The sequence below is a fragment of the Rhodococcus sp. RD6.2 genome (assembly GCF_001040705.1).
In the GTDB taxonomy this organism is placed as follows: domain Bacteria; phylum Actinomycetota; class Actinomycetes; order Mycobacteriales; family Mycobacteriaceae; genus Rhodococcus_G.
Window position 1 is genome coordinate 36358 of sequence record NZ_CVQP01000010.1, and the last position, 21323, is coordinate 57680.

Consider the following 21323-nt stretch of genomic DNA (forward strand, 5'->3'; position numbering starts at 1 on the left):
CGATGCTCCGGGAACCGCCCGTTCGCGTCACGTCATCTTCGCGACGACGGACAGCGGCAGCACCTTCATCGCCAGCGACACCGGCAGCCACGGCCATGCGGGCACGTACGCCTTGGCGGGTTCCTTCTCGATCGCCTTCACCAGTGCGCGGCACCCTGTTTCGGTGTCGACGATGAGCGGCACCTTCTTCACGTTCTCGTTGATCTCCGACCGGATGAAGCCGGGGAAGACGGTGCTGACGTCGATGCCGGTCTTCGCCAGGTCCGCGCGCATCCCCTCGCCGAGCGACGCGACCGCGGCCTTCGATGCCGCGTAGGTGGTCATGTTCCGTGGCATGCCGCGCACCGCACTCACCGACGAAATCAGCACCAGGTGACCGGTGTCGCGCGGCCGGAACAGTTCCAACGCCGCCTCGGACTGCGCGAGGGCGCCGAGGAAGTTGGTGTTCGCGGTCTGCGCGTTGGCGCGGAAGTAGCCGGTACCGAGGGGCTGGCCCTTCCCGAGACCCGCGTTGACGATCACCCGGTCGAGTCCGCCGAGTTCGTCATCGAGCTCGCGAAAGACCGTGAACACCTCGTCGTGGCGGTCGACGTCCAACGTCCGGATCGCAACGGTGACACCGGGATTCGCGGCGAGCAATTCGTCGCGCAGCTCCTCCAGCCGCTCGGTCCGACGGGCCGCGAGCGCGAGGTTGCGCCCGCGAGCGGCGAACTCCCGCGCCATGCCACGGCCGAGACCGGAGCTGGCCCCGGTGATGAGGATGTTCTTGCGGAGTCTGTCCATGTTGGAAGCGTATCGGCAGGCGTCACGCCGACACACCGGTCATGACCTGCGCCGCTGCGGCTCGCCGCTCGCCTAGCGTCGAGGTGGTTCATTCCCGAAAACGACAAGGACGGATCACCGTGACCCAGCATGTCAACGTCGACAACTTCGTCCGGGCCGAAACGGACCGCATGTTCGCGGACCTGCAGCGTGATGCCGGCGGTGTCAACGCCTTCTCGCACAACCGCGAGCCCGCGTCGATCGACCACCAGACGGTAATCCGACTGAACCGGGACACCCTCTACAGCTTCGCCGTCGTCGATCTCGCCGCGGGTGCGACCATGACGATCCCCGATCACGGCGACCGGTACCTGTCCGCGATGGTCGTCAATCAGGACCACTACGTGGGCGAACTCTTCCACGACGCGGGCACGTACGAACTGCGGGCAGCCGACTTCGGGACGCGGCACGTGGTCGTCGCGGTACGCATCCTCGTCGACCCCGCCCTGGACGGCGATCTCGAGGCCGTGGCAGGCATCCAGGACGGGCTGGGCATCGAGGCGGGCTCCGCGGAACCGTTCGTCGCACCGGACTACGACGTCGCGAGCCTGGACGCCACCCGCGCCGCGCTGTTGACGCTGGCGGCGGGCCTGACCGGGTTCGACCGCACGTTCGGCCGCCCCGACCAGGTGGATCCCATTCGCCACCTCATCGGCACGGCCGCCGGATGGGGTGGCCTCCCGACGGACGAGGCGTCCTACATCGGAGTGAACCCGGGGCTGCCACCCGGTCGCCACGAACTGACGCTCCGTGACGTTCCCGTCGACGGCTTCTGGTCGGTCTCCGTCTACAACAAGGACGGCTATTTCGAGAAGAACGCGGGAAATGCGTACAGCGTCAACAACATCACCGCAGAACCGAACTCGGACGGGTCGGTGACGGTGCGCTTGGGCGACTTCCCCGACGGCACACCGAACGCGATTCCCGTCACCGACGGCTGGAACTATCTGGTGCGCCTGTACCGCCCGCGGGCGGCGGTGAAGAACGGCAGCTGGCAACTGCCGGCGTTGGAACCGTCGGCGCGGTGACGCGACCCCGGCGTCGTCACCCGGGAATCGGGATGACGACGCCGGGCAGGATCTCGATGTTCCGGGGCAGGGGAGCGACGGGGATCTCCGGCGGAACGATCACCGGCGGCGCGACAGCCGGGGGAGGTGCGTCGGGTGCGGGCTGCGGTGCCATGTGCGGCGCTATGGCGGGGGTGCCTGCTGATCGCACCGACGTGGGTGAGGTCGCACCGGAGTTGGCGGGTACGCCTGCCTGACCGCCCACCGGTTTCGGCCAGGGGAACGACTCCCAGTCGGTGTCCTCGAGTGCGCCGTCCATCGTCGCCTTCCAGATGTCCGACGGCAGCCCGGAACCGTAGATCGATCCACCCCACTGGGTGACGATGGACTGCGCCTGCTCGGTGCCGACCCACACCGCCGTCGACAGCGACGGCGTGTAGCCGACCATCCACGCATCCTTGTTCAACCCCGTGTCGCCGAGCTGGGCGGTACCCGTCTTCGACGCCGAAGGCCTGCCGCCCGCGAGGGCGTGACCGTTGGAGTACGAGGCGATCGGCAGCATGGCCTGGGTGACGTTGTCCGCGACCGGTGCGGGAAGGCGCTGTTCGCCGGGATCGGGAGCGCGGTCGAGCAGCACACGGCCGTCGGCGGTGACGACCCGCTGCACGAAGTGCGGCGCCCGGTAGACACCCGACGCCGCCAACGTCGCGTAAGCCGATGCCATGTCGATCACCCGAGTCTGGTACTGGCCCAACACGATTCCATTCTCCGGTGGACCTCCGTTCTCGCTGAGCGTCGGACCGTCGACTGCGGGGATCTGCATCGGGATACCTGCGGCGTGCGCGGCGTCCGCGACGCTCTGCGCCCCGCCGTCGAGGGACAGCGTCAACCGGTAGAAGCTGGTGTTCAGCGACCGCTTCAACGCCTCCGCGACAGTGCAGGTGCCGCACGACTCGCCGCCGACGTTGCCGATGGTCACGTTGCCGACCGTGAGCGGTGCCGAGTCGAAGGTGGTCTGTAGGCCCCGGCCCTCCTCGAGGAGCGCCGCGAGCGCGAACACCTTGAATGCCGAGCCGGTCTGCAGCGGGGCCTGTGCGAAGTCGAATCCGGCTCCGTCGGCGCCGCCGTAATAGGCCCGCACCGCACCGGTTCTCGGGTCGATCGACACCACCGCCGTGCGCAACTCGGGCGGTTCCCCGTCGAGTGTCTCCGTGACCGCGTCGATCGCTGCCGCCTGCGCCACCGGATCGATGGTCGTGGTGATGAGCAACCCCTCGGTGTTCAACTCCTGCCCGCTGACCCCCGACGCCGCCAACTCGGCGAGGACCTGCGCCCGGATCAACCCTTCGGGACCACGTGCGGCGCCCGCCTCGTCGAGCTGCGACAGCGGGACGGTGGGTGGAAACTCCTGTGCCGCACGATCCTCCGCGGACAGCACGCCCATCTCGACCATGCCGTCGAGGACGTACTCCCACCGTTCCTGGGCCGAGTCGACGTTCGTCTCGGGATCGAGCGATGACGGAGTGCGGATCACCGCCGCCAGCACCGCCCCCTCCGACACCGACAGTTCGCCGACCGGCTTGCCGAAGAACGCCTTCGACGCCGCCGCGATCCCGTACGCGCCGCGTCCGAAGTAGATGGTGTTCAGATACGCAGCGAGGATGTCGTCCTTCGACCACTCACGCGCCATCTTCGACGAGATGACCAGCTCACGCATCTTCCGCATGACGTTGCGATCCGCCCCGACGAGGGTGTTCTTCACATACTGCTGGGTGATCGTCGATCCGCCGCCCGCACTTTCGCGGCCGAGGACGTTGTCACGAGCGGCGCGGGCGAAGCCGCTGACCGAGAACCCGGGATTGGTGTAGAAATTGCGGTCCTCGGCCGAGAGCACCGCCATCCGCACATGTTCGGGAACCTCGTCGATCGCGACGTCGGTCCGGTTGCCCTCGGGTGGAACAACTTTCGTGATGGGGGAGCCGTCGGCCGCGACGATGGTCGCGACCTGGTTGGTCCGCATGTCCGACGGCCGCGGCACCACCGCCCTCATGTACGACACCGCGAACACGGTGGCGGGGACGAGCAGCAGGAGCACCACTGTTGCGAGCGCCGCCCACAGGAGGCGGCGCCGGCGTCTTCGGCGCGGCGGGGCGGAACCCGACGCCTCGCCGTCGTCGGAACGGTGCTTCTCGTCAGGCTCCGGCGGCGTCGGGCCAGTCACATGCACTCTCCTGAAGTCTCAGGGGTCGGCACAGCAAGACGGGCGGACGAGCCCGTCCTCCTCGCATCGTGGCATCGACCGGCGCCGACGTCCATCACCGGCGACACGCCAGCGTGTCCCGGTGCAGTTCACCTTCGCAGGGTGAGGCGGGAGGGGACACGTTCACGGACGGTGGAGTGATACTCGCAACCTGTGCCAGGAGGCCGACATGTGCCAGTCCCCGAAGGATGCCAGCCCGGCAACGGCGGCAGCCAACCGTGCCGCGGTCGACAAGTACGACATGACGGACCGGCAGGACTTCACGGATTCTCGGCACGGCCTCATCGCCGAACTCCCCGGCAACGTCACGGGGCCGGACGGCTCGGTCATCTTCGACCCGACCGATTTCGACTACATCGGTGACGACGTTCCGGCCCCTGATTCGGTCGAGCCGAGCCTGTGGCGGCAGTCCCAGGTGATCCGGCACGGCGGACTCTACGAGGTGACGAAGGGCCTCTACCAGGTCCGCAACAACGACATCGCGAACCTCACCGTCGTCGAAGGCGACGACGGGCTGATCGTGATCGACTGCATGGCGGGTGTGGAATCGGCACGACAGGGCATGGACCTGATCCGCGAACACATCAGCGACAAGCCCGTCGCGGCGGTGATCTACACCCACACGCACATCGACCACTACGGCGGCGTCAAGGGCGTCGTCGACGCCGAGGACGTGGCGTCCGGCAAGGTGCCGATCATCGCGCCGGGCCACCAGTTCGACAAGTACGCGATCGGCGAGAACGTGGTCGCGGGCAATGCGATGGCCCGCCGCGCCGCGTACGCGTTCGGGGGTCTGCTCGAACCCGGCCCCACCGGCTTCGTGACCTGCGGCATCGGCATCGCGAGCACGAAGGGACCCGAGGTTTCCTACATCTCCCCGACCGACCTCGTCACGGAGACAGGGGTTCGCCGCGAGATCGCGGGTATCGAGTTCGAGTTCCTCTACGCCCCCGACACCGAGGCACCGGAGGAGATGCACATCTGGATCCCGCAGCTGTCCGCGCTGACCTGCGCGGAGAATGCGAACCACTCGCTGCACAACATCCAGACCCTGCGCGGCGCCCGGACCCGAGACGCCCGCAACTTCGCCCGGTACCTCGACGAGACCCTGGAACGATGGGGCGACGCGGCCGAGGTGCACTACGGGCCGCACACCTGGCCGGTGTGGGGAAACGCGAACGTCGCCGGCTTCATCGAATCGCAGCGCGACACCTACAAGTACATCCACGATCAGGCGCTGCGCCTCGCAAACAAGGGCTACACGCCGCTCGAGGCCGCGGAGGTCATCGAGCTGCCCGACGAGCTCGGTCGCAACTGGGCCAACCGCGGCTACCACGGCACCCTGCATCACGACGTCCGTGCGGTCTACACCAAGGAACTGGGCATGTGGGACGGCGACCCGGTGTCGCTGCACCCCCACCCGCCGGTCGAGTCCGCGAAGCGGTTCGTCGAGTTCGCGGGTGCCGACAACATCCTCGCCGAGGGCAGGCGCGCCGTGGAGGCCGCCGACTACCGGTGGGCCGTCGAGATCCTGCACAAGTTGGTCTTCGCGCAGCCGGACAACACCGCGGCGCGTCAGTTGCAGGCGGACGCGTACGAGCAGATGGGCTACCAGGCCGAGGGACCGCAGTGGCGCGGAATCTTCCTCAGCGCCGCACTGGAACTGCGCGACGGCATCAAGCCGATGCCGTTCACCACGGCCAGCAAGGACACCATCCTCGGCATGCCGATCGACATCCTCTTCGACTTCGTCGCCGTGCACGTCGACGGACCGAAGGCCGCCGACGTGGACGTGCGCATCGACTTCGACTTCACCGACCGCGGCGAGACGTGGACCATGTGGATCCGGCGCGGCACGCTCAATGCCCGCCGCGGTGCGTCGGGCAAGACGCAACTGACGGTGTCGGGAACGAAGGCGGCACTGACCGGTGTGCTGCTGCAGCCGGGCAGCGCGGGCAGGCTGGCGGAGGCCGGCGCCATCAACCTCGACGGCGACGCGCACGCGCTCGCGACGTTGGGCTCGGTCCTGGACGAGTTCGATCCGGCTTTCCCCATCGTCACCCCGTGAGGGTCAGCGTGCTCGGCGCCAGCTCCGGATCGCGGCGCCGAGCGCGACGACCAGTCCGAGCAGCACCAGCGACGGCGTGGCCCCCTGGTCGCCACCGACGATGCCGACGACCGCCGCGATCAGCGCCATCAGCGTGAAGAAGCCGAGGATGCCGATCAGCATCTCCAGCTGCTGACGCTTGCGCGCCCGCCGTCTGCCGTCGTTCATGCGGAGAAACCGCTCACGACTTGACGCCGCCCGCGGTCAGACCGGACACGATCCGGCGCTGGAAGATCAGCACCATGATCACCAGCGGGACCGTGACGAGGGTGCCCGCCGCCATGATCGCCGCATACGGCTGGCTGAACGCGTCGGGGCCCTCGAACCGGGCGATCGCCACGGTCACCGGTTCGGTGCGCTCGTTGGACAGCAGGCTCGCGAGGAGGAATTCGTTCCAGGTCGCGATGAACGCGAGGATCGCCGTCGTGAACAGTGCCGGCGCCGCCAGCGGCAGCAGCACCATGCGGAACGCCTGCCCGCGCGTCGCGCCGTCGATCCTCGCCGCCTCCTCCAGTTCCCACGGCAGGTCCGTCAGGAACGAGGTGAGGGTGTAGACCGTCAGCGGCAGGACGAACGAGATGTTCGGGATGATGAGCGCCTGGTACTGCCCGATCCAGCCGAGGTCGCTGAACAGCTGGAACAGCGGCGTCACAAGCGCCACGGTCGGGAACATCGACGCGCCGAGGATGACACCGACGACGAGGTACTTCCCACGGAACTCGATGCGCGCCAAGGCATAGGAGGTGAACACGCCCAACGCCAACGCGACGGCGGTGGTGACGGCACCGATGATCATGCTGTTGCCGATGGCGCCGAGGAAGTCGTTACCCGTCTCGGTGGACAGCGCGTCGCGGAAGTTGTCCAGCGTCAGGTGCGTGGGCCACGGCGTCGTGCTGAACGTGTAGGCGCTGTCGCGGAATGCGGTGACCACCATCCAGTAGAACGGGGCCAGGCCCCACACGAGAATGGCGATCACGCCGATGTAGTTGCGGATCGCAGGTCCGACCGGCTGCTTGCGACGCTGCAGGGGAGCGGGTTCCGGCTCCGGCTCCTCCGGTTCCTCGAACGCCGGGATGGCGGGGATGAGGATCGTCTCCATCGAATCGTTCGGGGTCTCGCTCGTGAACCGCTCGTACGGTGCGGAGCCGCCCTCGGGGGCACTGCCCTCGGGAACGCTGTGCCGTCCCATCACCGATCACCGCCCTTGCGCTGCTCGTCCTGGGTGCGAACCGCGTTCGCCCCCAGGAACTTCACCATCACGTACGCAACCGCGAAGATCCCCAGGAAGATCAGCGTCGACAACGCCGACGCGCTCTGCAGGTTGTTCTGCCGGATGTCGGCGACCGTCAGGATGGCCACCGTCGAGATCGGGGTGGACCCGGACGGCCCGCCGAGGATCACCGGGAGGTCGTAGATCCGGAGCACGTCGAGGGTCCGGAACAGGACCGCGACCATCAGCGCGGGCTTCACCAGCGGCAGCGTGATGGATTTGAACCGCTGCCACGCGGACGCGCCGTCGACGCGGGCAGCCTCGTAGACGTCCTGCGGGATCATCTGCAGTCCGGCGAGGATGAGCAGTGCCATGAACGGCGTCGTCTTCCAGACGTCCGCGATGATGACGGCGAACCGGGACGCCCACGGGTCGGTCATCCACGCGATGTCGGTGCCGAGGAGGCTGTTCGCGATGCCGTTCTCGGCGAAGATGAAGTACCAGAGCTTCGCGGTGACGGCCGTCGGGATCGCCCACGGGATGAGCACGCTGGCCCGCAGCAGGGATCGACCGACGAAGCTGCGACCCATGATCGTCGCCATCCACAGGCCGAGCAGTGTGGAGAAGCCGACGATCGTGACGGTGAACAGCAGCGTCACGCCGACCGCGGGCCAGAAATCGGCACCGAGGGTGCCGGGCGGGCAGGAGCCGCGGCCTGTGCCACAGTTCCCGGTCAGCCACAGCAGGTAGTTGTCGAAACCGGCGAAGCCGCCCGACACGAAGCGGCCGGTGACCTCGTCGACACCCGGATTGCGCTGGAACGACAGGATCACGGCCTTGATGACCGGATAGACGATCACGACCGCGAGAACGATCATCGTCGGCGCGATCAGGTACACCGGACGCCAGTCGAAACGCCGTTTCGGCGATGGCGCGGAGGGTGGAGCAGGGGGTGGGGCGGGCGCGGCGACGCCGTGACCGATGTGGATCACTTCGGTCACGGCGTCGTTGTCGTGCGCAGCCGGCTCGGGGGAGTCGGTCATCGAACTACCTGATTTCCTCTTCTCGATGTGGACCCACCGAACCGGCGCAGCCACCCGGCGTGAACGGAGCGTTCAGGCCTCGGGGACCTGAACGCTCCGTTCACGCGAACTACTTGGCCGCGTTGGTGATGGCGGCCGACATGTCATCGGCGGCCTGCTGCACGCTCACCGAACCGTTGAGCGCGGCGGTCGCGTTGTCCTGGATCGCCTTGGAGATCGCGCTGTAGTACGGGGTCACCGGACGCGGCACCGCGTTCTCGAGCGCCGCCTTCAGCGCGGGCAGGTACGGGTACTTGGCGACCAGAGCCGCGTCGTCGTACACCGATGCGAGGACCGGCGGGAACGAAGCGTCCGCGAAGGACATCTGGTTCTCCGGGTTCTGGATGAACTCGACGAAGTCCTTGGCCGTGGCCTTGCTCTTCGAGAACACGTTGATGCCGTTGTTGTAGCCGCCCAGGGTGGACGCGCCTGCGCCTGCCGGGCCGACGATCGGAGCGACCGCGACCTTGCCCTTGACCGCGGAGCCGTCCTTCTCCGCGTTGGTGTACATGTACGGCCAGTTGTAGGCGTACGCGGACTCACCGCCGACGAACGCGAGGTTCGTCTCTTCCTCGGTGAACGAGGTGGAACGCTTGGCGATGGTGCCGCCGTTGTAGGCGTCGACCAGTGCCTGCAGGCCTGCGACCGACTGCGGCGACGTGACCTCGGGGGTCTTGCCGTCCTCGGCGACGACCGCGCCGCCCCACGAGTTGATGAACTGCGTGGTGTTGACGGTCAGGCCCTCGTACTGCTTGAGCTGCGTGATCAGGCAGTCGGTGGTCTTCGTGACGGCCGCGGCGCAGCTGTCGGTCAACGCCTTCCAGTCCGCGGGGGCCGCGGGAACCAGGTCGGTGCGGTAGTACAGCAGCTGCGCGTTCGTGTTCTGCGGGGCAGCGAACAGGGTGCCGCGGTAGGTCGCGCTGTCGACCGTCGCGGGCAGCAGGTTGGCGGTGTCGATGGCGAGGGCGCCGTCGAGGGGCTGCAGCCAACCGTTCGCCGCGAACTCCGCGGTCCAGGTGACGTCGAGGGCCATCACGTCGTAGTCGGCGTTGCCCGCCTGCAGCGACTGGACCAGCTGGTTGCGCTGGTCGTCGGCCTCACCGGGCAGTTCCTTGAGGGAGACCTGCTCGTCGGGGTTCGCGGCGTTCCACGATGCGATGACCGGCTGGAGCTTGTCGACGTCGTTCTTGCCCATCGCGAACGTGATCGGGCCACGGCCGTCGACGTTCTGGCTGACGGCTTCGTCGACGCTGCCGCCGCTGCTGCTGTCGTCACTGGAACATCCGGCGAGCGCGAGCAGCACCGCGGCGGATGCCGCCACGGCGATCCGCGAGCGCGTGTTGAAAGAACGCATGGTCCACCTTTCGAAAGGACGAATCTTCGGGCCACGGACACCGACTCCCCGGGCCGAGGCATTGTCGTCGCCTACTGTGGCACGCCCGCAGGATGATTTCGCCTATTACCCCCGCACTGGATCGGTCACGCCACCGCGACCGTCACCCCAGACGGCGGCCGTCGGACGCCGAGAAGAGGTGCACCTCGTTGGGGTCGACGTGCAGCCGGACGCGGTCGCCCTTGCGCGGCGGGCGACGCCAGTCGGCGCGAGCGACGATCTCCTGACCGTGGTCGGACACCGAGGCCCACCCGTAGATGTAGGCATCCGAACCGAGTTCCTCGACGACGTCGACCTCCATCTCGACGCCGTCACCGGCCGCATTCGCGCCGACGAGTTCAAGATGCTCGGGTCGGACGCCGACGACGACCTCGGAGTCGTGCACCAATCCGAGGGTGCTGCGCGGGACCGGGATCACCACCGTGCCGAACCGCACTCCGCCGTCCACGACGGGGAGGGTGAACAGGTTCATCGACGGCGACCCCATGAATCCGGCCACGAAGACGTTCGCGGGGCGACTGTAGAGCTCCCGCGGGGATGCGCACTGCTGCAGCACCCCGTCCTTGAGGACCGCGACCCGGTCACCCATCGTCATCGCCTCGACCTGGTCGTGGGTGACGTAGACGGTGGTGGTGCCGAGCCTGCGCTGCAGCTGCGCGATCTGCGTGCGCGTCTGCACGCGAAGCTTGGCGTCGAGGTTCGACAGCGGCTCGTCCATCAGGAACACCTGCGGCTGCCGGACGATGGCGCGACCCATCGCGACGCGCTGCCGCTGACCACCCGACAGCGCCTTGGGCTTGCGTTCCAGGTACTGCGTCAGGTCCAGCATCTTCGCCGCTTCCTCGACGCGGCGCCGGATCTCGTCCTTCGGGGTCTTCGCGAGCTTGAGTGCGAAGCCCATGTTCTCCGCGACCGACATGTGCGGATACAGCGCGTAGTTCTGGAACACCATCGCGATGTCGCGGTCCTTCGGCTCGGCCGAGGTGACGTCGCGGTCGCCGATCAGGACACGGCCCGAGTGGACCTCCTCGAGGCCGGCGAGCATGCGCAGCGACGTGGACTTGCCGCACCCCGACGGGCCGACCAGCACCAGGAACTCGCCGTCGGCGATGTCGAGACGCAAGCGGTCGACGGCGGGCGTGTCCGAGCCGGGGAACAGGCAGGTGGTCGAGTCGTAGGTGACTGTCGCCATGGGTGTTCGTCGATCCCTTCACCGGCTGCGCCGGACGCTCTGGTCACTCCGCAGGCTCCGCGCCTGCGCGCGATGTGTCCGCGCGACAGTATGGCAGGCCCCGCCGGGCGGGCACCGGTGTCTGCGCCCTGGCCCTTCTGTTCGGGACTGCGGCGGCAGAGAATGGAAGGCGGCCCGTTCGGACCGTGACAGCCCAGCCGACGACCCTGGAGGCACAGTCATGAAACCCGCCGACGACGCGCCCGCCGACACCCGAGTGATGGGCATCATCCATTCCGCGCTCCGCCGCGACCTGTTGCGGCTCCACCTCGTGCTCGCGGCGGGGCCGGTGCCGGACGACCACCGTGTCGAGCTCGCCGACCACGTGCTCTGGCTGATGGAGCTCCTGCACCACCACCACGAGTCCGAGGACTCCGCCCTGTATCCGCAGGTGCTGGACCACAACCCCGACTCGGCACCGATGGTCGCGCGGATGAACGAGGACCACCACCGCATCGAACCCGCCATCACGGCGTTCCAGGAGGCCGCACACGCGTTCCGCGACGGGACACCCGGCTCCCAGGAGCAGTTGGCCTCGGCGCTGGACGGCCTCTCGGAGGTGCTGCTGCCACACCTCGAGCGCGAGGAACGCGAGATGATGCCGATCGTCTCGGCCAGCATCACCGAGGCGGAGTGGACCGCGTGGGACGAGCAGTACAACATCAAACCGCTGTCGCTGCCCGAACTCGGCCGCGAAGGCGTCTGGATTCTGGACGGACTCGACGACGCGTCGAGCGACTACGTCGTGCACCTGGTGCCCGCGATTCCCCGTTTCCTGATCCTGCACGTCCTCGGCCCGCACAACCGTCATCACTTCGCCGACCTGTGGAAGGGGACCGACGCCGAAAACATTCCTTCGCAATCGCTTTCGAGTGGAGCCTGATCAGCGCAGGTGGAATCCGCGGTTCCGCAGCGCCTCACCGATCCGTTCGCGGCCGTTGAGCCCGCCGACGGTGCCGAACCGGACGAGCACACGCTCGATCCAGCTGTGCGCGAGTCCTTCTCCCTCGTAGAACGCCCGGATCGTCTGCTCGTACTCGTCGACGGCAGGAAGCTGGGTGTCCTCCCGGTACCTGTCGTGATGGACGACGGCCTGCTGCGACAGACGCGGTTTGACGCGGGACGCATCCGACTCGTCCGGGTGCCCGACAGCCAGCCCGAACGCCGCGACCACCCGATCCGGCAGATGCAATTCGGCAGCCAGATCCTCGGGATGATTGCGGGCGCCTCCGACGAACACCGTTCCCAGGCCGAGTGATTCGGCGGCCAGCGACGCATTCTGCGCGGCGAGGGACACGTCGACGAACCCGACGAGTGCGGATTCCACGTAGTCGGCACCCTCGAGGCCGTGCTCGTGGCGGTCCGCGAGCTGCGCGAGTCGCGCGAAGTCCACGAGCCACACCAGGAACACCGGGGCCCGGCGGATGAACTCCTGGTCGCCGGACAGCGTCGCGAGCCGGTCCTTGAGGTCGGGGTCGCGAACCACGACGACACTCCACGTCTGCAGGTTCGACGACGTCGGCGCCGACTGTGCTGCCGCGACGATCGCCTCGACGGCGGCGTCGGACACCGGGTCGGGCCGGAACGACCGAACCGAGCGATGCGCCAATTGCTGCCGGATCACTCCGGTGACCTCGCGTGACGAGCCGTGTTCCGTCCCGTAGCGGTTCGCGAACAGGGCCGCGTCGGTGTCGCGCGCGGAGGTCGGGTCCAAGGCAGCGGTCATCGCGTTCTCCCGGGGTGAGGTGTCGGTGTGAGCGGAACTATCCCGTCGTCGCCGGTGGGCGTCGACGGTTGCACTCATCGCGACGCGAACCTCCACGGCTGTTCCCTACCCGGTCCGTGCGGCACAGTGGAGAGAGCGCACGTCACTGCCACCTCAGGAGGTATGTATGACCCGCCCCGTTCGCATCGGCGTTCAACTCCAGCCCCAGCATGCTCCCGAGTACACCCTGATCCGCGACGCCGTCCTGCGTGCCGAGGACCTGGGCGTGGACATTGCCTTCACCTGGGATCACTTCTATCCGCTGCGCGGCGACGCGGACGGCGCCCACTTCGAGTGCTGGACGATGCTCGGCGCGTGGGCGGAGCAGACGGAGCGGGTGGAGATCGGTGCGCTCGTCACCGGCGGCGGCTACCGCAATCCCGATCTGCTGGCGGACATGGCCCGCACCGTCGACCACATCAGTGGCGGCCGCCTGATTCTCGGTATCGGCGGCGGCTGGTTCGAGAAGGACTACACGGAGTACGGCTACGAGTTCGGTACCGCGGGCAGCAGGCTGACACTGCTGGGCGAGAACCTGGCCCGGATCCGCGAACGCCTGGGGAAGCTGAACCCGCCTCCGCACCGCCACATCCCGATCCTGATCGGTGGCAGTGGTGAGAAGAAGACGTTGCGCCTGGTCGCGGAGTATGCGGACGTCTGGCACAGCTTCGCCGATCTCGGCGCCCTCGCCCACAAGTCCGACGTCCTCGCCGGACACTGCGCCGACGTCGGCCGCGACCCGCACCGCATCGAACGATCCGTCGCGTGGCCGGGCACCGACTCCGCGCAGGCATTCGTCGATGCGGGCGTGACGCTGTTCACCGTCGGTACGAGTGGGCCGGCCTACGACCTGTCGACGCTGGCCGACGCGATCCGCTGGCGGGACGAGCACTACGCGCAGCCGCTCGCCGGACTCGCCTGATCCAAACCGCGCCGCGGGTTCGCCACCGACCTGGATGTCCGAACGGTGTGACGGTTCGCACCCCCGCGGCAGATACCCCCTGGGGTATGGTGGGTACCAGTTCCGTCGCACCGAGGTGCACCACGCCTCCCGTCCCTGCCCCGGACGGCTCCTCGGTCGCCGACCATCCGATCCGCACCGAGGACATTCACGTGACCCACTCCCACCCCCGCCAGAACTGGACCGTCGAACGCGTTGTGCCACTGATGGGCGGCGTCATGATCCTGCTCAGCGTCGCGCTCGCGGTCGGTCTCTCACCGTGGTGGCTGGTCCTCACCGGGTTCGTCGGCGCGAACCTCGTCTTCTATTCCGCGGTCGGATGGTGCCCGGCCAGCCTGCTCATGGAGCGCGCCGGCCTGCCGCGCGCGAGCTGCCGCGTCCGGAACCGCCCGGATGAAGGGAACCCGCGCCCGGCCTGACAAGGCCTGGGTTCCCCGACTCGGACGAGGAGTGGCATTCGGCGGCCGCCCGCCCGCCCGGTTACGCTTCCGTTCATGACCCGGTCACGATCGGTCAAGGTGTGGGTCGTTGCGGTGCTGGCGCTCCTACTGGCGTGCACCGCGACTGCCTGCGGCAACGACTCCTCCGATACCAGCGCATCCACGGACCTGTGCTCGCCTCCCGGCCTCGGCAGCGCCGCGGCGGCGCCGACGAACCTGGACGCGGCGGCCGCAGCCGCAGGCGAGGACCGCTACACCACAGCGACCACGACACCGGTTGACCGGATCGACGTGAACTCGCTCGGACTGATCGTTCCCGGGACGCTCAGTGTCGGCACCCTCTCCGACGCGCCGCCCAGCATCTGCGTCAACTCGGCAGGCACCTTCACCGGATTCGACAACGAACTGCTCAAGGCGATCGCGGACAAGCTGGGGCTCGAAATCCAGTTCTCCGGCACCGAATTCGCCGGGCTGCTCTCACAGGTCGCGAACCGCCGGTTCGACGTCGGGTCGTCGTCGATCACCACCACCGACGACCGACGCAAGACCGTCGGCTTCACCAACGGCTACGACTTCGGCTACTTCTCGCTGGTCGTCCCCAACGGCGGTCCGGTGCAGGCGTTCTCGGATCTGAACGCCGGGGTTCGGATCGGTGTGGTGCAGGGGACCGTGCAGGACGACTACGTCGTCAACACCCTCGGCCTCGACCCGGTGAAGTTCCCGGACTACAACACCGCGTACGCGAACCTGAAGTCCGGCCAGATCGACGCGTGGGTTGCGCCGTCACAGCAGGCGGAGGGCGCGATCAAGCCGGGCGACGGCACCTCGATCGTGCAGAACACGTTCAGCCTCAACAACTTCGTGGGTTGGGCGGTGAACAAGGACAACCGAGCCCTGATCGATGCGCTGAACTCCGGCCTGGACGCCGTCATCGCGGACGGCACGTGGTCCGAGCTGTACACGCAGTGGGTGCCCCGCGAGCTGCCGCCGGGATGGAAGCCGGGTAGCAAGGCAGCGCCCGAACCGCAGCTGCCCGACTTCGCCGCCCTCGCCGCCGAGCAGGGCACTGCGGAACAAGGCGAGGCGACGGCACCGAAATCGACTCTGGCGCAACTCGGTGACACCTTCTTCAACTGGGAGCTCTACCGCAAGGCGATTCCCGACCTGCTCAAGACCGGCCTGCCCAACACCGTCATCCTGGCGCTGACGTCCGGGGTCATCGGCACCGTCCTCGGCATGCTGCTCGCCATCGCCGGTATCTCCCGCACCCGGTGGCTGCGCTGGCCCGCGCGCGTCTATACGGACGTCTTCCGCGGCCTGCCCGCCGTCGTCATCATCCTCATCGTCGGGCTCGGTGTCGGGCCGGTGGTCAGCGGCCTCACCGGCAACAACCCGTACTGGCTCGGTGCCGCCGCCCTGTCGCTGCTCGCCGCCGCCTACATCGGCGAGATCTTCCGGTCCGGCATCCAGAGCGTCGAGCCCGGCCAGATGGAAGCGGCCCGCGCGATCGGCTTCGGATACCGCCGGGCGATGACACTGGTGGTGATCCCGCAGGGCGTGCGCCGCGTGCTGCCCGCGCTGATGAACCAGTTCATCTCGCTCATCAAGGATTCGTCGCTGATCTACTTCCTCGGGTTGCTCGCCACGCAACGCGAACTGTTCGCCGTCGGCCGCGACCTGAACGCGCAGACCGGCAACCTGTCCCCGCTCGTCGCGGCAGGCCTGTTCTACCTGGTGCTCACGATCCCGCTGACGCACCTGGTGAATTACATCGACAAGCGCCTGCGAACCGGGAGGGCCGACACCTCCGGCACTCTCGACGACCTCGAGCAGGCCATCGTCGTGGAGAGGGGATAGAGCCCGTGACCGAGTCGCCGAACCCCGAATCCCCAAACCCCGAATCCCCGAGGGCCGAGTCCCCGAACGCCGAGGCCGCCCCCTCCGGTTCGCTCACCGGCACCGACCTGCACCTGGCGTTCGGACGCAACAAGATCCTGCGTGGCGTCGACATCCATGTGGCCGCGGGCACCACCACGTCCGTCATCGGCCCGTCTGGGTCGGGCAAGTCGACGCTGCTGCGTGTCCTCAACCGACTGCACGAACCCGATGCCGGCGACATCCTGCTCGACGGACGCTCCGTGCTGGGGGACAACCCGGACGAGTTGCGGCAGCGGATCGGCATGGTGTTCCAGCAGTTCAACCTGTTCCCACACCGGACGGTCGCCGACAACGTCGCGCTGGGGCCCCGCAAGCTTCGGGGACTGTCGAAGGACGCCGCCCGCGAACTCGCGCTGGAGTATCTCGACCAGGTCGGGCTGCGGGCGAAGGCGGACTCGCGGCCCGCGAACCTGTCGGGCGGTCAGCAGCAGCGCGTCGCGATCGCCCGCGCTCTCGCCATGAAGCCCGAGATCATGTTCTTCGACGAGGCCACCTCGGCGCTCGACCCGGAACTGGTCAAGGGCGTGCTCGCGTTGATGGCGGACCTTGCGTCCGGCGGCATGTCGATGATCGTCGTCACCCACGAAATGGGTTTCGCACGAAGCGTTTCCGACACCGTTCTGTTCATGGACGGCGGTGTGGTCGTGGAGACGGGTAAGCCCGAGGCCCTGTTCGACGATCCACAGACCGACCGCCTGCAGTCGTTCCTGTCCCAGGTGCTGTAGCTACACGCCGTGGCGTCCCGCTCCACCGGTGAAGCGGGACGCGCCGTCGACACCCTCGGCGAAGACGATCGGAACCCCGTCCGCCCCTTCCCGTCGAAGCGCTTCCACGAGGGGAAGATCCAGTGCCCGGTAGGTGGAGGTCCGGTCCGCGAGCATGCAGGCCTGGGGAAACGCGGCGATCTGGCGTGCCAACTCCTGCGCGGCCTCGAGCGCCTGGCCGTCGGGAACCACCCGGTTCGCCAGTCCCATCGACAGCGCCTCCGCCGCGTCGACGGCCCGTCCGGTGAGGATCATGTCCAGGGCGCGGCCCTGCCCGACGACGCGCGGCAGTCGCACGGTGCCACCGTCGATCAGCGGGACGCCCCAGCGTCGGCAGAAGACCCCGAACGTCGCGGACTCCTCCGCGACCCGCAGGTCGGCGAGCAGCGCGAGTTCGAGACCCCCGGCGACCGCGTGGCCGCTGACCGCCGCGATGAGCGGCTTGCTCAGCACCATCCGCGTCGGCCCCATCGGCCCGCCACCGCCGCCGTCCGGGTCGAGGTCGTTTACTCGCGCCGGATCACCGACCGCGGACAGGTCGGCTCCCGCACAGAACGTTCCGCCCGCACCCCACAGCACCGCGACGCGCTGGGTGTCGTCCGCTTCGAACGCCGCGAACGCGGCGCGCAGCTCACGCGCGGTCGGTCCGTCGACGGCGTTGCGGCGTTCCGGTCGGTCGATCGTGATCGTGGTGATTCCATCGCTGGACTCGGAACGGACGGATCCGGGCATGGTCGCCTCCTCGGCGAGAGCAATCAGAGTGTGCCCCACCGTATAGCCCGATGCCCGGCGAACGGGCAGCGCTCGCCGAGGGTGCCCGACAGCGCGGGCAATTCGCTGGTCTGCCGTTCACCTGAGCGTTGCCGGGTGCACGCCTGAGCCCCCTACAGTCGCGCGAGTTGTCCATTTCGACCAGGAGTTCCACGTGAAACTCAAGCCCCTTGCCCTGTTCGTCACGCACGACGGATCGTCGTCCCGCGCGTCGGTCACGTGCCGCTACAAGTGTGGTGACGCGTGTTCCCACGACGTGCCGAACACATCCGAAGGCGCGTACTTCGGTGACATCGTGCGGGCGGCCGTGTCGCGGCGCGGGGCGCTGAAGGCAGGCGCGACGACCGTTCTCGCCGTCGGCGCGGGCGGACTGCTCGCAGCATGCGGGACCGACACCGCCGTGGCACAGTCGGGCTCGGTCGACACCGGATCGCTGAGCGGCGGCAGCACCGCACCGGGCACGGGCTTCACCCCCGTCGCCCCGAACACCCAGGACGCCGTCGTCGTCCCTGACGGGTACGAGCATGCAATCGTGATCCGTTGGGGTGACCCGATTCTGCCCGGCGCACCCGCCTTCGACTTCGACAACCAGACGGCGGCGGCGCAGGCACTGCAGTTCGGCTTCAACAACGACTTCGCCGGGCTCCTGCCTGTCGACGGTGAACTGGGTGCCTACCTGCTGGTCGTGAACCACGAGTACAGCACCGAGCCGTTCATGTTCCGCGGCTACGACGGCGAGAATCCCACCGAGGAGCAGGTCCGGATCGGGCTCGCCGCGCACGGCATATCCGTTGTCAAGGTTCGTGGAGAGGCCGGGACCGGTCGTCTCACACCGGAATTCGGTCCGCAGAACCGCCGCATCACGGCGAGCACCGAGTTCGTCGTCACCGGTCCCGCCGCGGGCTCCGACCTGCTCAAGACCTCCGCCGACCCGACCGGCACCCGCGTCCTCGGCACCCTGAACAACTGCGCGGGCGGTCTCACCCCGTGGGGCACGGTGCTCTCCGGCGAGGAGAACTTCAACCAGTACTTCGCGAACGCCGAGCAGGTCACCGACCCGACCGTCGCGGCCCGCCTCAAGCGGTACGGCCTCGCCGGCGCCGCGAGCGAGCGCAAGTGGGAACGTTTCGAACCTCGCTTCGACCTCGCTCAGAACCCCAACGAGGCCAACCGATTCGGCTACGTCGTCGAGATCAACCCGTGGGATCCGGCATCCACGCCCGTCAAGCATTCCGCGCTCGGCCGGTTCAAGCACGAGGCCGCGACCATCCACGTCACCGGTGACGGCACCGTCGTTGCGTACAGCGGCGACGACGAACGCTTCGACTACATGTACAAGTTCGTCTCCGCCAGGAAGATGATGCCCGGACGCGGGCAGGCCAGCATGCGCCACAACCTGACGCTGCTCGACGCGGGCACCCTGTACGTCGCGAAGCTGACCGGCGACGAACCGGATCGGGTGGACGGTTCCGGAACCCTGCCGCCGAGCGGACGGTTCGCGGGCAAGGGGGAGTGGATTCCGCTGCTGCGCACCGGCGAGGACGGTCGAGGCGAGTCGCTCGTCGACGGCATGTCCGCCGAGGAGGTCGCGGTGTTCACCCGGCTCGCGGGCGACAAGGTCGGGGCCACCAAGATGGACCGTCCCGAGGACTTCGAGCCGAACCCGAAGACCGGCAAGGTGTACGTCGCGCTGACCAACAACACGCAGCGCGGCACCGACGGCAAGGCGCCTGCCGACGAGCCGAACCCTCGCAACAACAACAAAAACGGGCACGTCCTGGAGATCGAGGACGATCACGCGGGCACCGCCTTCGTGTGGAACATCCTGCTGGTCTGTGGCGACCCGACCTCCGCCGACACCTATTTCGGCGGCTTCGACAAGACGCAGGTCAGCCCCATCTCGTGCCCCGACAATCTGGCGTTCGACCCGCACGGCAACCTGTGGATCTCCACCGACGGCAATGCGCTGAAGTCGAACGACGGCCTGTTCTCCGTCGTCCTCGAGGGCGAGCGGCGCGGCGAGACGAAGCAGTTCCTCACCGTCCCGAAGGGCGCCGAGACCTGCGGACCGATCGTCGACGACCGGCGCGTCGTGGTCTGCGTGCAGCATCCCGGTGAGGTGGATGGGGCCGGCGCCGACGCCCCCGCGTCGCACTGGCCGGACGGAGGCACGTCGCAGCCGCGTCCGTCCGTCGTCGCCGCGTGGCGGTCCGGCGGCGGATTTATCGGATCCTGACACGCTAGGCGGTGCGCTACCGGACGTCGGGTCGTCCGGTAGCGCACCACTTCGTGGGACGGGCGGGTTCTTCCTGACGGAAGTTGTATATACTTCTTTAAAGAAGTATTGACATCTGCCTGCGTGACGGGAAGGTCCGACCACATGAGCACAGCCACACTCGAGTTCGACGTCGTCGTCGTCGGCGCGGGCATCGTCGGCCTCGCCCACGCGTACCACGCCCACAAGCGGGGATTGTCGGTCGCAGTGGTCGAGCACACCGACCGGGTGGCGGGTGCATCGGTCCGGAACTTCGGTCACGCGTGCATCAGTGCACAGTCCGGTGAGGCGCTCCGGTACGCCCGGGCCGGGCGCGCGGACTGGCTCACGCTTTCCGTCGAGGCAGGATTCTGGTCGGCCGAGACCGGGACCGTTGCGCTCGCCCGCCACGACGACGAGCTCGCCGTGATGGAGGAGTTCGCGGCCCTGCGCGGACCGAGCACCGCACGGATGCTCACCCGGTCCGAGGTGCTCACGCGGGTTCCCGCCGATCCGGGCGGCGTCCTCGGCGGAATGGTCCTGCCGGCCGACCTGCAGGTCGATCCCCGGACCGCGGCACCGAACATCGCCCGCTGGCTCGAATCGGTTGGCGTGAAGTTCTTCTGGCGTACCGCGGCAACGTCGTTCGAGCCCGGCCTGGTGCGGACGTCACGAGGTGGGATCCGTGCCGGCACCACATTCGTCACCGTCAACCACGACATCGATCGCCTGTTCCCGGATCTCGGCGAGGACATCGAGTTGCAGCGATGCGCGCTGCACATGGTGAAAGCGGCTGTCCCACTGAGATTTCCACTCACGACCCCGCTCTTCACCGGCTGGTCCCTGCTGCGCTACAGCGGGTTCGAGACGATGCCGTCGACACCGACGGTCGCGGCCCGCCTGCACGCCGAGTTTCCCGACGAGACCACGCTCGATCTGCACCAGATGTACACCCCGCAACCCGACGGCACCCTTCTCATCGGCGACACGCACATCCGGGAGGTGACCCCCTCGGCGTTCCAGTCCGAGAAGGGCTTCGAGGTGCTGCTGGACCACACTCGGGAACTCTTCGGCGTCCGCACCGTCGACGTCGTGGAACGCTGGCAGGGCGTGTACAGCACCGCACCGGGACGCGAATTCCTCCGCGCCGAACCGCTGCCACGCACCCACGTCGTCACGGTCACCACCGGCATCGGCATGACCACCGGCCTCGGCCTGGCCGCGGCCGGTGTCGCAGCGGCGTTCGACACCGCGGCGGTCGGGGTGTGACGCGATCAGGACAGGTGGACACGGTGACGGAACAGACCGGTGCAGTAGG

At 68.1% G+C, this 21323-nt stretch carries 18 protein-coding genes; 9 read left to right on the forward strand and 9 right to left on the reverse strand.

Annotation, left to right across the window (positions count from 1 at the left end; genetic code table 11):
• Positions 1-27: 27 nt before the first annotated feature.
• The gene (locus RHCRD62_RS21105) at positions 28-783 is read right to left on the reverse strand and encodes an SDR family oxidoreductase (protein WP_050066732.1); all 756 of its coding nucleotides are present in this window, start codon (positions 781-783) and stop codon (positions 28-30) included.
• A 119-nt stretch (positions 784-902) separates the two neighbouring features.
• Between RHCRD62_RS21105 and RHCRD62_RS21110 the strand changes: the two genes are divergently transcribed.
• A complete protein-coding gene (locus tag RHCRD62_RS21110; RefSeq protein ID WP_157051021.1) occupies positions 903-1850 on the forward strand; it encodes a DUF1254 domain-containing protein in 948 nt (315 codons plus the stop codon).
• Between the two features lie 16 nt (positions 1851-1866).
• On the opposite strand, the gene RHCRD62_RS21115 is transcribed toward RHCRD62_RS21110, so the two are convergent.
• The gene (locus tag RHCRD62_RS21115; protein WP_253277437.1) at positions 1867-3948 is read right to left on the reverse strand and encodes a transglycosylase domain-containing protein; all 2082 of its coding nucleotides are present in this window, start codon (positions 3946-3948) and stop codon (positions 1867-1869) included.
• Between the two features lie 310 nt (positions 3949-4258).
• On the opposite strand from RHCRD62_RS21115, the gene RHCRD62_RS21120 reads away from it, so the two are divergent.
• Positions 4259-6157 carry an alkyl/aryl-sulfatase gene (locus RHCRD62_RS21120; protein ID WP_050066734.1) on the forward strand — a complete coding sequence of 633 codons (1899 nt, stop codon included), beginning with the start codon at positions 4259-4261 and terminating at the stop codon, positions 6155-6157.
• Positions 6158-6160: 3 nt separating this feature from the next.
• Here RHCRD62_RS21120 and RHCRD62_RS21125 read toward each other — a convergent pair whose 3' ends face one another.
• The 5 genes from RHCRD62_RS21125 to RHCRD62_RS21145 form a co-directional block, all read right to left on the reverse strand.
• Positions 6161-6364, reverse strand: coding sequence for a hypothetical protein (locus RHCRD62_RS21125; RefSeq protein ID WP_050066735.1), 204 nt, complete (start codon positions 6362-6364; stop codon positions 6161-6163).
• Positions 6365-6377: 13 nt separating this feature from the next.
• Positions 6378-7388, reverse strand: coding sequence for a carbohydrate ABC transporter permease (locus tag RHCRD62_RS21130; RefSeq protein ID WP_253277425.1), 1011 nt, complete (start codon positions 7386-7388; stop codon positions 6378-6380).
• On the reverse strand, positions 7385-8449 hold the full coding sequence (locus tag RHCRD62_RS21135) for a carbohydrate ABC transporter permease (protein ID WP_084734423.1): 1065 nt from the start codon (positions 8447-8449) through the stop codon (positions 7385-7387). Before RHCRD62_RS21135 ends, RHCRD62_RS21130 begins: the two co-directional genes overlap by 4 nt.
• 109 nt (positions 8450-8558) lie before the next feature.
• Positions 8559-9842, reverse strand: a complete 1284-nt coding sequence (locus tag RHCRD62_RS21140) for an ABC transporter substrate-binding protein (RefSeq protein WP_050066736.1) — start codon at positions 9840-9842, stop codon at positions 8559-8561.
• Between the two features lie 142 nt (positions 9843-9984).
• Positions 9985-11073, reverse strand: a complete 1089-nt coding sequence (locus RHCRD62_RS21145) for an ABC transporter ATP-binding protein (protein WP_050066737.1) — start codon at positions 11071-11073, stop codon at positions 9985-9987.
• A 220-nt stretch (positions 11074-11293) separates the two neighbouring features.
• Here RHCRD62_RS21145 and RHCRD62_RS21150 point away from each other — a divergent pair, with 220 nt between their 5' ends.
• A complete protein-coding gene (locus tag RHCRD62_RS21150; protein ID WP_084734424.1) occupies positions 11294-11995 on the forward strand; it encodes a hemerythrin domain-containing protein in 702 nt (233 codons plus the stop codon).
• On the opposite strand, the gene RHCRD62_RS21155 is transcribed toward RHCRD62_RS21150, so the two are convergent.
• Entirely contained in the window at positions 11996-12838 is an 843-nt protein-coding gene (locus RHCRD62_RS21155; protein WP_050066960.1) for an NADPH-dependent oxidoreductase, read from the reverse strand.
• Between the two features lie 166 nt (positions 12839-13004).
• Between RHCRD62_RS21155 and RHCRD62_RS21160 the strand changes: the two genes are divergently transcribed.
• The 4 genes from RHCRD62_RS21160 (at position 13005) to RHCRD62_RS21175 (ending at position 16941) form a co-directional block, all read left to right on the forward strand.
• Positions 13005-13799 (forward strand): LLM class F420-dependent oxidoreductase, encoded by a 795-nt coding sequence (locus tag RHCRD62_RS21160; protein ID WP_050066738.1) that lies wholly within the window; start codon positions 13005-13007, stop codon positions 13797-13799.
• A gap of 191 nt (positions 13800-13990) precedes the next feature.
• Positions 13991-14257 carry a YgaP family membrane protein gene (locus tag RHCRD62_RS21165; RefSeq protein ID WP_050066961.1) on the forward strand — a complete coding sequence of 89 codons (267 nt, stop codon included), beginning with the start codon at positions 13991-13993 and terminating at the stop codon, positions 14255-14257.
• A 75-nt stretch (positions 14258-14332) separates the two neighbouring features.
• The gene (locus RHCRD62_RS21170; protein WP_050066739.1) at positions 14333-16135 is read left to right on the forward strand and encodes an ABC transporter substrate-binding protein/permease; all 1803 of its coding nucleotides are present in this window, start codon (positions 14333-14335) and stop codon (positions 16133-16135) included.
• A gap of 107 nt (positions 16136-16242) precedes the next feature.
• A complete protein-coding gene (locus RHCRD62_RS21175; protein WP_050066962.1) occupies positions 16243-16941 on the forward strand; it encodes an amino acid ABC transporter ATP-binding protein in 699 nt (232 codons plus the stop codon).
• Here the strand turns inward: RHCRD62_RS21175 and RHCRD62_RS21180 are convergent, their stop codons facing one another.
• On the reverse strand, positions 16942-17712 hold the full coding sequence (locus RHCRD62_RS21180) for a crotonase/enoyl-CoA hydratase family protein (protein WP_050066963.1): 771 nt from the start codon (positions 17710-17712) through the stop codon (positions 16942-16944).
• A gap of 193 nt (positions 17713-17905) precedes the next feature.
• Between RHCRD62_RS21180 and RHCRD62_RS21185 the strand changes: the two genes are divergently transcribed.
• Together RHCRD62_RS21185 and RHCRD62_RS21190 are read left to right on the forward strand one after the other, a co-directional pair.
• The gene (locus tag RHCRD62_RS21185) at positions 17906-19987 is read left to right on the forward strand and encodes a PhoX family protein (protein WP_050066740.1); all 2082 of its coding nucleotides are present in this window, start codon (positions 17906-17908) and stop codon (positions 19985-19987) included.
• A gap of 144 nt (positions 19988-20131) precedes the next feature.
• Positions 20132-21274, forward strand: a complete 1143-nt coding sequence (locus RHCRD62_RS21190; protein ID WP_050066741.1) for a TIGR03364 family FAD-dependent oxidoreductase — start codon at positions 20132-20134, stop codon at positions 21272-21274.
• Positions 21275-21323: the final 49 nt, after the last annotated feature.